Genomic DNA, 16,158 nt, shown 5'->3' on the forward strand with positions numbered 1-16,158 from the left:
ACGACAAGAAGAAAGAGGGAACCTCACATGAATATGCTGGCCAAGAACGCGCCCGGCTCGCTGCTGGGCAACGGCAAGACCCTGCAGGCTTTCCGCGGCGAAGTGATGCAACGCACCAGGGAAACCGGCTTCTACAACGGATTGAGCAGCCTGCCGTTCCGCGAGAGCGACCCGATCGGCTACGAGAAGCTGTTCTCCAAGATCCGCGGCGGCCTGGTGCACGCCCGCGAGACTGCCAAGAAGATCGCCGCCAGTCCCATCGTCGAGCAGGAGGGCGAACTCTGCTTCACCCTCTACAACGCGGTGGGCGACTGCATCCTGACTTCCACCGGGATCATCATCCACGTCGGCACCATGGGCGCAGCGATCAAGTACATGATCGAGAACGACTGGGAGAGCAACCCCGGCATCGCCCCCGGCGACATGTTCACCAACAACGACTGCTCGATCGGCAACGTACACCCCTGTGACATCGCCACCATCGTGCCGATCTTCGCTCACGGCAAGCTGGTCGGCTGGGTCGGCGGCGTCACCCACGTCATCGACACCGGCGCAGTGACCCCGGGCTCCATGTCCACCGGCCAGGTGCAGCGCTTCGGCGATGGCTACCAGATCACCTGCCGCAAGACCGGGGTCAACGACCAGCCGCTGCGCGACTGGTTGCACGAGTCGCAGCGTTCGGTGCGCACGCCCAAGTACTGGATCCTCGACGAGCGCACCCGTATCGCCGGCTGCCACATGATCCGCGGCATGGTCGAGGAGATCATCGCCGCCGAGGGCCTGGAGGCCTACGAGCGCTTCGCCTTCGAAGTGATCGAGGAGGGCCGCCGCGGGCTGCAGTCGCGGATCAAGGCGATGACCCTGCCGGGCACCTACCGCAAGGTGGCCTTCGTCGACGTGCCGTTCAAGCACGAGGACGTGCAGACCTCCTCGGCCTTCGCCAAGGTCGACACCATCATGCACTCGCCGGTGGAGATCACCATTCGCCCGGACGCCAGCTGGCGCCTCGACTTCGAGGGTTCCAGCCGCTGGGGCTGGCACACCTTCAACGCCCACCACGTGGCCTTCACCAGCGGCATCTGGGTGATGATGACCCAGACCCTGGTGCCTACCCAGCGGATCAACGACGGCGCCTGCTTCGGCACCGAGTTTCACTTGCCCAAGGGCGCCTGGTGCAACCCGGACGACCGCCGCACCGGCCACGCCTACGCCTGGCACTTCCTGGTCTCCGGCTGGAGCGCCCTGTGGCGCGGCCTCGGCCAGGCCTACTACAGCCGCGGCTACCTGGAGGAGGTCAACTCGGGCAACGCCAATACCTCCAACTGGCTGCAGGGCGGCGGCATCAACCAGGACGGCGAGGTGCACGCGGTCAACAGCTTCGAGGCCTCGTCCTGCGGCACCGGCGCCATGGCGATCCGCGACGGCCTGAACCACGCCGCGGCGATCTGGAACCCGGAAGGCGACATGGGCGACATCGAGATCTGGGAGATGGCCGAGCCGCTGCTGTACCTGGGCCGCAACGTCAAGTGCAACTCCGGCGGCTACGGCAAGTACCGCGGCGGCTGCGGCTTCGAGACCCTGCGCATGGTCTGGAACGCCGAGGACTGGACCATGTTCTTCATGGGCAACGGCTACATGAACTCCGACTGGGGCCTGATGGGCGGCTACCCGGCCGCCGCCGGCTACCGCTTCGAGGCCCACCGGACCGGTCTCAAGGAGCGCATCGAGCAGGGCCTGTCGCTGCCCTTGGGCGGCGACCGCGATCCCGCCGAGCCGGCCTACGAGCAGCACATCGCGGCCACCGCCAGGGTCAAGCGCGACAAGCAGTGCATGACCACCGAGGATTGCTACGAGAACCACGATCTCTACCTCAACTACCTGCGCGGCGGCCCGGGGTTCGGCGACCCGCTGGAGCGCGAGATCGCCGCCATCGAAGACGACCTGAACCAGGGCTTCGTCCTGCCGGCCTACGCCGAGAAGGTCTACGGCGCGGTGATCGCCCAGGATGCCAAGGGCCTCTGGTCGGTAGATGCTGCCGGCACCGAGGCGCGCCGCCAGCAGATCCGCGCCGAGCGCCTGCAGCGCTCGCAGCCGACTCGCGAGTGGATGCGCGAGGAACGCGAGCGGATCGTCACCAAGCACGCCTCGGCACCGGTGCAGCAGATGTTCGCCAGCAGCTTCGCCCTCTCCGAGAAGTTCCTCGCCCGGTTCAAGGCGTTCTGGGAGCTGCCCGCCGACTGGACGCTGAAGGAGGAGGAACTGGGCGTGCCGGTCTACGGCGCCAAGCACCGCATGGACCTGTCCCTGCTGCCCGACGTGCATACCGTGGTTCAAGTGGAAGAATGAGGAGCGCGAGATGAGCACCTATACCAAGGAACAAGTGAAGAACCTGGTGGACGGCCGCCTGGACTGGGACACCACCACCCGCATGCTGACCATGCCCAAGGACCGCGAGCGCTTCCGTCTCTACCTGGAGGTGTTGCAGGAGCGGGTCGCCTGGCCGGACCGCATCGTCCTGCCGCTGGGGCCGGCGCTGTACATCGTGCAGTCGGCGACCAGCAAGCGCTGGGTGACCAAGTGCCGCTGCGGCCACGAGTTCTGCGACTACCGGGAGAACTGGAAGCTCTTCGCCAACATCCACGTGCGCGACACCCCGGAGAGCATGCAGGAGGTCTACCCGACGCTGCTCGCTCCGGACACCCAGTGGCAGGTCTACCGCGAGTACTACTGCCCGCACTGCGCCACTCAGCTCGACGTCGAGGCGCCGACCCCCTGGTATCCGGTGATCCACGACTTCGAGCCGGACATCGACACCTTCTACCGCGACTGGCTGGAGATGCCGCTGCCCGAGCGCGCCGACTGAGCGTGCGAGCCCGTTGCCTCCCCGGCGTTCGCCGGGGAGCCTGCCGACAGGCCCCGTCCCGGGGCCTGCATCCCGCCGCTGGCCTTGACCGGCCAGCGGCTGCCGCCTGTCCGTACTCGCCGAAGCGCCGGGACGATTGCCGGATCGGACGGGTGGATTCCTGTCTAGAATGCCTTGCAGTTTCTACGGCATTGCATATCTTCAGATGCCCGCTGCAGTAAGGACACTGTGGACGCTTCGCTCGCAGGGCTAAGCCAAGAACAATAACAATCAAGGGTGATGGCTGATGAGTTCGCTCATACCGAAAGGAGTCTTTTCCTGTCCCGAGGATGACCAACGGATAAGGGCCGCCTGGCGGCACTTTGTGAGGGGCACGGATCTGCCCGGCGATCTGGCCGTGCGTCCTCCGGTCGACCAGTCCTGGCGGCGCTGCCTGGACAGCCGGGTCGATCCGGGCCTGCGGCAGGCCCCGGAGCCGCTGACCGAGGCGCAGCTCGAAGCCCTTCGCGATCGGCACCGACGCCTGCTCGATGCCAGCATGCCGGTCATGGCCATGGCCCGCGAGCTCATGGCGCAGAGCGGGAACATCATGCTGCTGGCCGACAGCAACGGCATGGTGATCGAGGCGAGCGGCGATTACGCCACCCTCGGCCAGGCCGAACGTATCCATCTGATGCCCGGCAGCCCCTGGGACGAGAAGCTCTGCGGCACCAACGCCATCGGCACCGCGCTGCTGCTGGGTCAGCCGGTGCAGATCCATGCGGCGGAGCATTTCTGCGAGGGCATCAAGCGCTGGACCTGTTCCGCCTCGGTCATCCGCGACCCGCGCGACGGGCATATCCTGGGCGCGCTGGATGTCTCCGGCGAGTCGCGCAGCTTCAGCCGGCACACCCTGGCCCTGGCGGTGACCACCGCCCACCGCATCGAGTCGGCGCTGGCCAAGCACGAGATGGCCAGCCGCTATCGCCTGCTGGAGCTCAGCGTCGAGCAACTGGCAGCCCATCGCGACGAAGGCCTGCTGCTCTTCGACCCCCATGGCTTTCTGGTTCGCAGCAACCTGCATGGGGCGGCGGCCCTGGCGGCCCGTGGCATCGATCTCGACATCCGCGGCACCTGCCGGCTGCCCGCCCTCGCGCTCGGGCCGGACGGGCGCCCGACGGGGCCCTTGCCCGCCTGGCTGCCCGGCGACTGGCTGCAGCCGGTCCAGGCGCGAAGCGAGGTGCTGGGCATGCTGGTGCGCATTCCCTGGCCTGCCCGGCCATCCCGGGCGCTGGCCGTTCACCACCCACGCAAGAGCGTGCCGGGCGAGCGGGAGGTCGGCTTCGCCCGCCTGGTGGGCAACGGTGCGGCGCTGGCCGCGGCGGTGCACAAGGCGCAGCAGCTGGCCAGCTGCAATGTGCCGGTGCTCTTGCAGGGCGAAACGGGCGTGGGCAAGGAGGCGTTCGCCCAGGGCATCCACTACTCGGGAATCGGCCGCGACGGCCCCTTCGTGGCCATCAACTGCGGCAGCCTGTCCCGCGAACTGCTGGCCAGCGAGCTGTTCGGCTATGCCGAGGGCGCCTTCACCGGTGCCCGGCGTGGCGGCATGAAGGGCAAGATCGAGGCGGCCCATGGCGGCACCCTGTTTCTCGACGAGATCGGCGAGCTGCCGCTGGATCTGCAGAGCCATCTGCTGCGGGCGCTGGAGGAGGGCGAGATCTACCGGCTGGGCGAGTGCGAGCCGCGGCGGGTCGAGTTCCGCCTGGTGGCGGCGACCCACCGGGATCTGCGCGAGGAGGTGGCCCAGCGGCGTTTTCGCCAGGACCTGTTCTACCGGGTGGCGGTCACCAGCATCCGCATCCCATCGCTGCGCGAGCGGCGCGACGACATCCCTCTGCTGGCCGCGCATATCCTGAGGCGCCAGGCCGAGCGGCACGGGCGACCGCTGCCGGAACTCGACCCCGAGGCCCTGCAGGCGCTGATGGCCTACGACTGGCCCGGCAACGTGCGCGAGCTGCGCAATGTCCTCGAGGGCATGCTGCTGCTGGGCGGGCGTTGCCTGACCCGCGACGATCTGCCGGACGAATTGCGCCAGTCGGCACGGGCGGCGGCCGGGCTGGTCGAGGGGCAACTCGAGGAGGCCGAGCGCGAGGTCATCCGGCAGGCCATCGAGCGCAGTCGCGGCAACCTCACCCAGGCCGCCAGGGTGCTGGGCATCGCCAAGAGCACCCTGTACCTGCGGCTCAGGAAGTACGGCATGTCCCGTGTAGCGGAAGCCGGCGAGCGGCTGCGGCTCGAATGATGGCGCCGGACAGGGCCGCGTGGAGGAGGGTACGGCTCGCCCGTCCCCCGCCAAACTGTGCGCTCCTTCACCTTCCCGGCGTCGTGCCCGGCAAGCGGCTTTCCGGGCGTTAACGGCAGAGTATGCTACTGGCGAATAGCCATTCACCTCGTCGGCTCCAGCCGCAGCGCCGTCACCGAGACAGTACACCGCCATGTCGATCACCCCGTCTTCCGCTCCCAGCCTGGGATACGCGGCGCTCACGGCCGCCGGCCGGGTGCGCACGCACAACGAGGACGCCCTGCTGTGCTGTCCGCAATTGCGTCTGTGGGCGGTCGCCGACGGCATGGGCGGACATCACTGCGGCGAGGTGGCCAGCGCCCTGGCGCTGGAAACCCTGCGCCGGCTGATCGCTCGCGGCCAGGACCTGCGCAGTGCCGTACTGGGCGCCAATGCCGCCGTCCTCGCCGCCGCCGAGGCCGAGGAGGGGCGTCGCGGCATGGGCACCACCCTGGTTGCGGTGCGCTTCGCCGGTGCGGATTTCCAGCTCGCCTGGGTCGGCGACAGCCGCGTCTACCGGATCAAGGCCGGCTCCATCCAGCAACTGACCCACGATCACAGCTGGGTACAGGCGATGATCGACGCCGGCCGGCTGACCCCCGAGGAGGCCAGCCGCCATCCGCTGCGCAACGTGGTGACCCGCTGCCTCGGTCAGAGCGAGGCGCTCGAGGTGGCGCTGGTGCAGGGCCGTCTCGGCCACGGCGAGCTGCTGCTGCTGTGCAGCGACGGCCTGACCCGCGAGCTGAGCGACGCGCAGATCCGCCAGCTGTGCGCCCGTGCCGCCACTCTCGACGTCCTGGTCGACAGCCTGGTCCAGGCTGCCAACCGCATGGGCGGCAGCGACAACATCTCCTGCATCGCGCTGGGGCTGACCTCGCCGCCGCCGGTGCAGGCCGCGGCCGAGCGGCCGCGCAGTTTTCTCCGCAAGTTGTTGAAATCCGCAAAGAAATGATCGGCGCCCGACTCCATGAACGACAGCGTGCTTGATATTCCCGGTTACAGCCTGCATGGCCTGCTGGGCAAGGGCGGCATGGCCGCGGTCTACCTGGCCACCCAGCAGTCGCTGCAGCGTCAGGTGGCGATCAAGGTTCTGGGCAAGCCCGAGGACCAGAGCTTCATCCTGCGCTTCATCCGCGAGGGGCATTTGGTCGCGTCCCTGCACCACCCCTCGATCATCACCATCCACGACATCGACCAACTGCCCGACGGTCGCCACTATCTGGCCATGGAATACCTGCCCGGCGGCGACCTGGCGCGCCACAAGGGCGAGCTGTTCGCCCCGGAGCGGGCCCTGGAGATCGTCCGGCAGATCGCCAGCGGCCTGGCGGTGGTGCACGCCAAGGGGCTGGTGCACCGCGACGTGAAGCCGGCCAACATCCTGTTCCGCGGCGACGGCACCGCGGTGCTCACCGACTTCGGCGTGGTCAAGGATCTGGATCTCGACAGCGAACTGACCCAGTTCGGCATCGCCGTCGGCAGCCCGGCCTACAGCAGCCCGGAGCAGGCGCAGTGCCTGCCGCTCGATGCACGCAGCGACATCTACAGCCTGGGCGTGATCCTGCTGGAGATGCTCACCGGCGCCAACCCCTTCCGCGGCAGCAACTACACCCAGACCGTGATGAACCATGTGCAGCTGCCGCTGCCGAGTCTGCCCGGTTCGCTCGGGCCGTTCCGCGGCGTGCTCGAGCGCATGCTTGCCAAGGAGCCCGAGCAGCGCTTCGCCAACTGCCAGGAGTTGCTGGCGGCGCTGGAGGCGATCGAGCTGGGCGATCCCGACGAAACCCGTCTCGGCCCCGGTCTGCAGCTGAGCGCCAGCCGCAGCGAAGAGGAAGCCCCGGCGGCTCGGCCCGCATCGCGCCAGCCGCGCCGTGTGCGCTGGCCTGTCGTACTCGGCGTGCTGGTGCTGGGCGGCGCGCTGGCCGGCGGCGGCTTCTACTGGCAGCAGCAGCGGCAGGTCGAGGCTTTCCTCGCCAGGGCCGAGCAGCGCCTGGCCGAGGGGCAACTGCTGGTGCCGGCGCAGGACAGCGCCGAGCACTACTTCCGCGAGGTGCTGCGCCTGGATGCGCGCAGCCAGGCGGCCCTGGCCGGCCTCGAGCGGGTCCGGGCCGCGCACATCGGCGGCCTCCTGACCCTCGGCAAGCAGCGACTGGCCGAAGGGCGGTTGCTGGAGCCGGCGCAGGACAGCGCCGACCACTACTACCGCCACGTCCTGGCGCTGGAGGCCGACAATGCCGAGGCCCTCGACGGCCTGCGCCGCCTGCTCGAGGCGCGGATCGCCGGCTATCTGGCGCGCGCCGAGCAGAGCATCGCCGACAAGCGCCTGCTGACCCCCGAAGACGACAGCGCGGTCTTCTACTACCGGCAGATCCTCGGCTGGGCGCCGCCAACGAACAGGCCCTGGCCGGCCTGCACCGCGTCGCCAGCCAGTACCGCGATCTGGCCAATACCGCCTACCGGCGCCGGGATTTCCCCGGCGCTCTGGAGATGATCGAGCGCGGGCTGCAGGCCGAGCCGGCAAACGCCGAGCTGCTGAAGATGCGCGAGGAGCACCGGGAACTGCTGGCCTCGGCGCGGGCGGCCAAGACGGCCCAGGCCAGCCGGCCCGTACAGCGAACGTCGGTGCCGCGCAGCGAGCCGCCCCCCGAGGACGGCAATCCGATCAAGCGGGCTTGGAACAACCTATTCGGCAACTGACGGACAGTCGCCGCCCCCAACGAGTCTGCGCAACAGGAACAGGGCTCATACCGCATATGCTCAAGCTGCACTTCAAAGACGGTCGCCAGGCGCCCATCTGGCTGGTCGAGGAACGCTTCACCATCGGCCGTGACCGGCGCAACCACCTGGTACTCGAGGATCCGGGCATCGGCGCCTTCCATGCGGAAATCCGCCAGCAGAACGCCCAGTACTACCTCCACGATTGCAACAGCGACAGCGGCACCTTCGTCAACGACACGCGCATCGCCAGCCACTACCAGTTGCGTGCCGACGACCTGCTGCGCCTTGGCGCCGTGGAGCTGCTGCTGCTCGACCCGAGCAAGGCCAGGCCCAGGGCCGAGGCCACTCGGCGCTGGTTCCTGCAGGTGATCCAGGGCGAACATGAGGGGCGCAAGTTCCTCGTCCAGGGCTCGATGACCTTCGGTCGCTCGACCCGGTGCGAGCTGTGCTTCAGCGACCCCGAGCTGTCGCGCCGCCACGGCGAGTTCTTCCTCAAGGGCGATGTGCTGGAAATCAAGGACCTGGCTTCGGCCAACGGCGTCTACGTCAACCGCAAGCGCATCGAGAGCGCCGTCCTGCAGCCCGGCGACCAGGTGCGCATGGGCTCGGTGACCCTGCTGGTGATCGGCCCCAAGGTCGAGGTGCAGCAGACCGAGGACGAGGACGCCACGCTGTTCATGGAGGCGGTCGACCTGCCCAGGCCGGAAAAGCCCAAGGCGAGCGGCCGTGCACCCGTCGCCAACCCTTTGCACGACGCTGCCCAGGCCGCGCCCCAGCCGGAAGCGAAGGCCGACTCCAGCCCCCTGGCTCTGGGGCTGCTGGCCGGCGGGGCGCTGCTGGCGGTGGCAGCGGTGCTGGTGGTGCTCTTTCGCTAGGAAATCATCCGGAGCACCCTGTTTTCTTTGGAGAAGGGACCCTGCCGGTCAGGATGGCTGGCGTCTTGCCGGGCAGTTCGCCACCAACTACGGGCATTGGAAGGCCAAGATGCTGGCTGCTCACGCCAGTGATTCTATATTCAAAAAAGTTTTATAAATAAAATAATAAATTATTTTTTTGGAATAAGTGGGCGGCATACATTAACCCGCAACGTGGTGCGGCGGATGGGCTGCCGGGCCTCGACCAGTCAACCGGAGGACTCACCAATGCCAGCCGCTGCCCCAGCTCCCCATATCGCCGAAGACATCCGGCGCCCCGTCGACCTGTCCGCCGTGCTCGCCGCCCGTCCGGCGGAGCTGTTCGCCCGGGCTCGCGCCCGCGCCGTTGCCGACGGCCTGGCCTATGCCGGCAGTTTCTATCCGCCGGAGGCCTGGGTGCTATTGCAGGCTGGCGTGGCGACCCTGGTGGATGTGCGCAGCGCCGAAGAGCTGAAGTTCGTCGGGCGTGTGCCGGATACTCTGCATGTGGCCTGGCAAAGCGGCCCGACGTTGATCAGGAATCCGCGCTTTCTCATTGAGCTGGCCGGCAAAGCAGGGCGCGACGGCGTACTGGTGCTGCTCTGCCGCAGCGGCAAGCGCTCCGCAGCAGCGGCGACCGCGGCTACGGCGGCCGGTTTCTCCCAGGTGTTCAACGTGCTGGAAGGTTTTGAGGGCGATCTCGATACCCATCAGCAGCGCGGCGAAAGCGGCGGCTGGCGGCACTGGGGCCTGCCCTGGGTGCAGGACTGAGCCGCCTTCACCCAAACGCTCCCGGCACTTCTTCCCCCGTCCATCCTCGTTCAGGACCGGCCGTTTCCGCGGCCGGCAGGGTTCCCTCATGTCCAACAAACTCAAGGCTGTCTTCGACGGCGTCTCGCATATGCCGGAGGCTCCCGCGCCCGGCCCGGTGAACTGGCAGCTCGAACAGATCGTCGACGAACTGCGCGCCGCCCGCGACGACTGGCGCAAGCGCTGCGGCCGGACGCGCGAGCTGGGTAGCCGCGAGCTGCCCTCGCGGCAGACCGTTGCGGAGATTCTCGCCGCGCTGTGTGGCGCACTCTTTCCGATGCGCCTGGGCCCCAGCGACCTGCGCGAGGAGAGTGAGGATTTCTATGTCGGACACACCCTCGACAGCGCGTTGAACGCTCTGCTCGGCCAAGTGCGCCTGGAGCTGCACTACGTCGCCCGCCAGTGCGGGCAGCGCGAGCCGGATCTGGAGTCGCGCGCGGTGCAGATCGTCCGCGAGTTCGGCGCCGCGCTGCCGGAGCTGCGCCAGCTGCTGGACAGCGACGTGATCGCCGCCTACCAGGGCGATCCGGCGGCGCGCAGCCTCGACGAGGTGTTGCTCTGCTACCCGGGCGTGCAGGCGGTGATCCATCATCGTCTGGCCCATCGTCTTTATGGCGCCGGAGTGCCGCTGCTGGCGCGGATCGTCGCGGAGATCGCCCATTCGGCCACCGGCATCGACATCCATCCGGGAGCACAGATCGGCCACAGCTTCTTCATCGACCACGGCAGCGGCGTGGTGATCGGCGAGACCGCGGTGATCGGCAACCGCGTGCGCATCTATCAGGCGGTGACCCTGGGCGCCAAGCGCTTCACCGTCGACGAGTCCGGCCAACTGCTCAAGGGCCAGGCTCGCCACCCCATCGTCGAAGACGACGTGGTGATCTACGCCGGGGCCACCATCCTCGGGCGCATCACCATCGGCAAGGGCTCCACCATCGGTGGCAACGTCTGGCTGACCCGCAGCGTGCCTCCGGGCAGCAACGTCACCCAGGCGACCCTGCAACACCAGCCAGGCAACGCGGAGCAGTCATGACGACGACGCTTCCGGCCCTGTGCATTCATTCGAATCTTTCTGGAGCGATTCATGAGTGACTTTCAGGACATACGCCAGGCACTAGGCGACAGCGCCGCCCGCCAGCTGGCGAACGCGACCAAGACCGTCCCGCAGCTTTCCACCATCAGCCCGCGCTGGCTGGTGCACCTGCTGCAGTGGACGCCGGTGGAGGCGGGCATCTTTCGCCTGAACCGGGTGAAGAACCCGCTGAACGTGCAGGTCGCCTGCTCGCAGCGCGACGAGGCGGTGCTGCCGCAGACCTTCGTCGATTACGAGGAGCAGCCGCGCGAGTACTTCCTCAACGCGGTGACCACCATCCTCGACGTGCACACCCGGGTTTCCGACCTCTACAGCAGCCCGCACGACCAGATCCGCGAGCAGTTGCGCCTGACCATCGAGACGATCAAGGAGCGCCAGGAAAACGAGCTGATCAACAACCCGGAATACGGTCTGCTGGCCAGCGTCGACCCGAGCCAGCACATCTCCACCCTGAGCGGCGCGCCGACCCCGGACGATCTCGACGAGCTGATCGCCAAAGTCTGGAAGGAGCCGGCGTTCTTCCTCGCCCATCCGCTGGCTATCGCCGCCTTCGGCCGCGAGTGCACCCGCCGCGGCGTGCCGCCGCCCACCATCAGCCTGTTCGGCGCGCAGTTCCTGACCTGGCGTGGCCTGCCGCTGGTTCCCTCGGACAAGGTGCCGTTCGACGAGAGCGGGCGGACCAAGATCCTCCTGCTGCGCGTCGGCGACAAGCGCCAGGGGGTGATCGGCCTGTATCAGCCCGGCGTGGCCGGCGAGCAGAGCCCGGGGCTGTCGGTGCGCTTCATGGGCATCAACCGCAACGCCATCGCTTCCTACCTGATCTCGCTGTACTGCTCGCTGGCGGTGCTGACCGAGGATGCCCTGGCCGTGCTCGATGACGTGGAGGTCGACAAGTACCATGACTATCCGGCCACCTATAAATAATCCGCTGCCGGCGGCTGCTCCGACGCCGGGCCTGCCGGACGTGGCGGAGCTGGCGCGGCTGGCCAACGCCTTCTTCGCCAGCCTGCCGAACAGCGCGCCGGCGCGTCCCGAGGCCGCGCCCGTGCAGGCGCTGGCTCCGGCGGGCCTTGCCGCCGGTCCGGGTGCGGCTGCGCCCGAGGCCCATGCCGCGCCGGTGTCGCCTTTCCCGGCGGCCGGCGGCCTGGCGCCGTCGGCCGGGGGCGCGCCGGCCACGCCGTACTACTATCTCGGTGAAGAAGGCGGCCATGCCGGCGAGCCGGTGCGCTTCGCGGATATCGCCATCAATCCGCACGGCCTGGCGGTGCCGGGTGGTGACAGGTTGGAAACGCTGCTGCAATCGATCCTCGCCGAGCCGTCCGGACGGTTCAGCGCGCCGGCTCCGGCCGGAGCGGGAGGCGGGCAATTCTACTTCCTCGACCTGGCCACGCCACGTCTGGAGCAGGCGCCCGAGCTACCCGGCCAACCACAGGCCCGCAGCGGTTTCGACGTACAGGCGATCCGCCGGGACTTCCCGATCCTCGCCGAACGGGTCAACGGCCGGCCGCTGGTGTGGTTTGACAACGCCGCCACCACGCAGAAGCCGAAGGCGGTGATCGACCGCCTGACCTACTTCTACGAGCACGAGAACTCCAACATCCACCGCGCCGCCCACGAACTGGCGGCGCGGGCGACGGATGCCTACGAAGGCGCACGTAACAAGGTGGCGCGCTTTCTCGGCGCGAAGTCGGCGGAGGAGATCGTCTTCGTGCGCGGGGCGACCGAGGGCATCAACCTGCTGGCCAATACCTTCGGCCGCCAGTTCATCGGCGCGGGCGACGAGATCATCGTCTCCCACCTGGAGCACCACGCCAACATCGTGCCCTGGCAGCTGCTGGCCAACGCGGTGGGCGCCAGGCTCAAGGTGATCCCGGTGGACGACTCGGGGCAGATCCGCCTCGACGAGTACGCCAGGCTGCTCGGCCCGCGCACCAGGCTGGTGAGCATCACCCAGGTGTCCAACGCCCTCGGCACGGTCACCCCGGTGGCCGAGGTGATCGCCCTGGCGCATGCCGCCGGTGCGCGGGTGCTGGTGGACGGTGCGCAGTCGGTGTCGCACCTGAAGGTCGACGTGCAGGCGCTGGATGCGGACTTCTTCGTGTTCTCCGGGCACAAGATCTTCGGTCCGACCGGCATCGGCGTGGTCTACGGCAAAAAGGCGCTGCTCGACGGACTACCGTCCTGGCAGGGCGGCGGCAACATGATCGCCGATGTGACCTTCGAGAAGACCCTCTACCAGGAGGCGCCGGCGCGTCTGGAGGCCGGCACCGGCAACATCGCCGACGCGGTGGGGCTCGGGGCGGCGCTGGACTATGTCGAGCGCATCGGCCTCGACGCCATCGCCCGCTACGAGCACGAGCTGCTGGAGTACGCCACCCAGGGGCTCGCGGGGATTCCCGGCCTGCGCCTGATCGGTACCGCGGCGAACAAGGCCAGCGTGCTGTCCTTCGTGCTGCAGGGCTACCGTACCGAGGAGGTCGGCGCTGCCCTCAACCGCGAAGGCATCGCCGTACGCTCCGGCCACCACTGCGCGCAGCCGATCCTGCGCCGCTTCGGGGTGGAAACCACGGTGCGGCCGTCGCTGGCGTTCTACAACACCTTCGAGGAGATCGATCTGCTGGTGAGTACCGTGCAGCGCCTGGCGACCCGGCGCTGAAGCGAGGACAGCCCCCGGCCGTGCGGCCGGGGGCTGTCTTTTTTCCGCTCCGCTCAGGCCGGCTGGAAACGCTTCAGGCGCAGCGCGTTGCCGAGCACGAACACGCTGGACAGGGCCATGGCGCCAGCGGCGAAGATCGGCGAGAGCAGCATGCCGTTGACCGGGTAGAGCGCGCCGGCGGCCAGCGGGACCAGCGCGGTGTTGTAGGCGAAGGCCCAGAACAGGTTCTGCCGGATGTTGCCGAGGGTCGCGCGGGACAGGGCGATGGCCGTGGGCACGCCGCGCAGATCGCCGGACATCAGCACCACGTCGGCCGCCTCGATGGCGATGTCGGTGCCGCTGCCGATGGCCAGGCCGACATCCGCCGCGGCCAACGCCGGGGCGTCGTTGATGCCGTCGCCGACATAGGCGATCTGCCCGTATCCGGCCTTGAGGCGCTTGACCGCCTCGACCTTGCCGTCCGGCAGCACTTCGGCCACCACCTCGTCGATGCCCAACTGTCGGGCGATGGCTTCGGCGGTGCGGCGGTTGTCGCCGGTGATCATCGCCACCCGGATGCCCAGCGCGTGCAGGGCATGGATCGCCGCTGGGGTGCCGTCCTTGATCCGGTCGGCCACCGCCAGCATGGCGGCCAGGCGGCCATCGACGGCGGCGTAGAGCGGCGTCTTGGCCTCGTCACCGAGGCGCCGGGCCTCGCTGGCAAAGAGCCCCACGTCAAGGCCCAGCTGAGCCATGAAGCGGTCGGCGCCGATCTCCACCCGCATGCCGTCCACCGTGGCGCGCACGCCATAGCCGGTGACCGCCTCGAAGTCGTCCAGCTGGCCGAGGGCGAGGCCCTCGGTCTGTGCCGCATCGACGATGGCGCGGGCGATCGGATGCTCGGAGCGCGCTTCGACGGCAGCGATTCGACCCAGCACGGCGCCGCGTTCGAAGCCCTCGGCGAGGATCAGGTCGGTCAGCTCGGGCTTGCCGCGGGTCAGGGTACCGGTCTTGTCCAGCGCCACCACGTTCGCGTCCTTGAGCAGCTGCAGGGCCTCGCCCTTGCGGAACAGCACGCCTAGCTCGGCAGCACGGCCGGTGCCGACCATGATCGAGGTGGGCGTGGCCAGACCCATGGCGCAGGGACAGGCGATGATCAGCACGGCCACCGCGTTGACCAGGGCGAAGGTCAGCGCCGGAGCAGGGCCGAAGAGCATCCAGGCGAAGAAGGTGAGCAGGGCGGCGAGCATCACCGCCGGGACGAACCACAGGGTGACGCGGTCGACCAGGGCCTGGATCGGCAGCTTGGCGCCCTGGGCCTGCTCGACCATGTGGATGATCTGCGCCAGCACGGTGTCGCCGCCGATGCGGGTGGCGCGCAGGGTCAGGGCGCCGTTCTGGTTGATGGTGCCGCCGACCACGCCGGCGCCGGGCGCCTTTTCGACCGGCACCGGCTCGCCGGTGATCATCGATTCGTCGACGAAGCTCGCACCCTCGGTCACCTCGCCGTCCACCGGAATGCGCTCGCCGGGACGCACCTCGAGCAGGTCGCCGCTGCGCACTTCCTCGATGGCCAGTTCCTCGACCTGGCCGTCGCGGCGGACCCGGGCGGTCTTGGCCTGCAGGCCGATCAGACGCTTGATCGCTTCCGAGGTGCGCCCCTTGGCACGCGTCTCGAGGAAGCGGCCGAGCAGGATCAGGGTGATGATCACCGTCGCCGCCTCGTAGTAGACGTGCACGGTGCCGGACGGCAGCAGGCCGGGGGCGAAGGTGGCGACCAGCGAGAACAGCCAGGCGGCGCTGGTGCCGACCGCGACCAGCGAGTTCATGTCCGGCGCCCCGCGCAGCAGGGCCGGGACGCCTTTCTGGAAGAAGCGCAGGCCGGGGCCGAACATTACCAGCGCGCTGAGGACGAACTGCAGGATCCAGTTGGCCTGTTGCCCGAGGGTGGCGAGGATCAGGTGATGCAGGGCCGGAACCAGATGCGCGCCCATCTCCAGCACGAACACCGGCAGGGTGAGGACGGCGGCCAGCGCCAGGGCACGCTTGAGCGAGGCCAGTTCGGCACCGCGCCGAGCCTCCTCGGCGTCGAGCAACTCGCTGGTGGCGGTTACGGGTTTGGCCGCATAGCCGGCACGCTCGATGGCGGCGATCAGGGCGGTCGTCGGCACGCCGCGCAGGACGCGCACCTGGGCCCGCTCGCTGGCCAAGTTGACGCTGGCTCCCGTCACCCCGGGCACCTTGTTCAGTGCACGCTCGACGCGGCCGACGCAGGATGCGCAGGTCATGCCGGTCACGCTCAGCTCGATGCCGTCTTCGGCGACCTGGTAGCCGGCCTTGTGCACCGCGGCGATGGCGGCGTCGACATCGGGGGCGCCGGCGAAGGCGACATCCGCCCGTTCGCTGGCCAGGTTGACGCTGGTACCCGTCACGCCGGGCACCTTGTTCAGGGCGCGCTCGACCCTTCCGACGCAGGACGCGCAGGTCATGCCTTCGATGGTGAGGCTCAGATGCGCCGCCTGGTCTGGATGGTGGGCGCTGATCGATGACTCCATGGAGGTTCCTCGCAAATCTCGACTGCCGGCTACCTTAGAGCTTGCCGTGGTGGCAAGGTCAACGCTCGAGAGGCATCTGCGTGCGTGCGGCTTGTCCCAAATCATCGGTTGGGGGAGAGCTGGCTGGCAAAATGCTACACATGCAGGAGTGGCCGCGGGTACGACAGTGCCCGGATGTCGGCCTGGCCAGGGAAGGAGTCAGTTCATCAGATTTTCAGTCGCCATTATTTTGCCCGACTCCGTTCCATCGGCATTGGGAATGGCAAAGATCAAC

The 16,158-nt window shown here is 68.5% G+C and carries 12 protein-coding genes; 11 read left to right on the forward strand and 1 reads right to left on the reverse strand.

Annotation, left to right across the window (positions count from 1 at the left end; translation table 11 throughout):
• The first annotated feature begins 27 nt into the window (after window positions 1–27).
• From GCU53_RS21955 to GCU53_RS22005, 11 genes are all read left to right on the forward strand, one after another.
• Window positions 28–2,346, forward strand: a complete 2,319-nt coding sequence (locus tag GCU53_RS21955; RefSeq protein ID WP_152389470.1) for a hydantoinase B/oxoprolinase family protein — start codon at window positions 28–30, stop codon at window positions 2,344–2,346.
• 10 nt (window positions 2,347–2,356) lie between these two features.
• Window positions 2,357–2,863: an acetone carboxylase subunit gamma gene (locus GCU53_RS21960; RefSeq protein WP_152389471.1), complete on the forward strand. Its 507-nt coding sequence runs from the start codon at window positions 2,357–2,359 to the stop codon at window positions 2,861–2,863.
• Between the two features lie 364 nt (window positions 2,864–3,227).
• The gene (locus tag GCU53_RS21965) at window positions 3,228–5,144 is read left to right on the forward strand and encodes a sigma-54-dependent Fis family transcriptional regulator (RefSeq protein WP_244306912.1); all 1,917 of its coding nucleotides are present in this window, start codon (window positions 3,228–3,230) and stop codon (window positions 5,142–5,144) included.
• A gap of 193 nt (window positions 5,145–5,337) precedes the next feature.
• Window positions 5,338–6,135, forward strand: a complete 798-nt coding sequence (locus GCU53_RS21970) for a PP2C family protein-serine/threonine phosphatase (RefSeq protein WP_152389473.1) — start codon at window positions 5,338–5,340, stop codon at window positions 6,133–6,135.
• 15 nt (window positions 6,136–6,150) lie between these two features.
• Window positions 6,151–7,671 (forward strand): serine/threonine-protein kinase, encoded by a 1,521-nt coding sequence (locus tag GCU53_RS21975; RefSeq protein ID WP_152389474.1) that lies wholly within the window; start codon window positions 6,151–6,153, stop codon window positions 7,669–7,671.
• A complete protein-coding gene (locus GCU53_RS21980) occupies window positions 7,668–7,877 on the forward strand; it encodes a hypothetical protein (RefSeq protein WP_152389475.1) in 210 nt (69 codons plus the stop codon). The genes GCU53_RS21975 and GCU53_RS21980 overlap by 4 nt, the downstream gene beginning before the upstream one ends.
• A 56-nt stretch (window positions 7,878–7,933) precedes the next feature.
• Entirely contained in the window at window positions 7,934–8,773 is an 840-nt protein-coding gene (locus GCU53_RS21985; protein ID WP_152389476.1) for an FHA domain-containing protein, read from the forward strand.
• Window positions 8,774–9,040: 267 nt separating this feature from the next.
• A complete protein-coding gene (locus GCU53_RS21990; RefSeq protein ID WP_152389477.1) occupies window positions 9,041–9,562 on the forward strand; it encodes a rhodanese-like domain-containing protein in 522 nt (173 codons plus the stop codon).
• 130 nt (window positions 9,563–9,692) lie between these two features.
• Window positions 9,693–10,634 (forward strand): serine O-acetyltransferase EpsC, encoded by a 942-nt coding sequence (gene epsC, locus GCU53_RS21995; RefSeq protein WP_167520117.1) that lies wholly within the window; start codon window positions 9,693–9,695, stop codon window positions 10,632–10,634.
• 51 nt (window positions 10,635–10,685) lie between these two features.
• Entirely contained in the window at window positions 10,686–11,618 is a 933-nt protein-coding gene (locus GCU53_RS22000) for a family 2A encapsulin nanocompartment shell protein (protein ID WP_152389479.1), read from the forward strand.
• A complete protein-coding gene (locus GCU53_RS22005) occupies window positions 11,593–13,350 on the forward strand; it encodes a family 2A encapsulin nanocompartment cargo protein cysteine desulfurase (RefSeq protein ID WP_244306914.1) in 1,758 nt (585 codons plus the stop codon). Before GCU53_RS22000 ends, GCU53_RS22005 begins: the two co-directional genes overlap by 26 nt.
• A 53-nt stretch (window positions 13,351–13,403) precedes the next feature.
• Here GCU53_RS22005 and GCU53_RS22010 read toward each other — a convergent pair whose 3' ends face one another.
• On the reverse strand, window positions 13,404–15,884 hold the full coding sequence (locus GCU53_RS22010) for a heavy metal translocating P-type ATPase (RefSeq protein WP_152389480.1): 2,481 nt from the start codon (window positions 15,882–15,884) through the stop codon (window positions 13,404–13,406).
• Window positions 15,885–16,158: the final 274 nt, after the last annotated feature.

The sequence above is a fragment of the Azotobacter salinestris genome, from assembly GCF_009363155.1.
Taxonomy (GTDB): domain Bacteria; phylum Pseudomonadota; class Gammaproteobacteria; order Pseudomonadales; family Pseudomonadaceae; genus Azotobacter; species Azotobacter salinestris.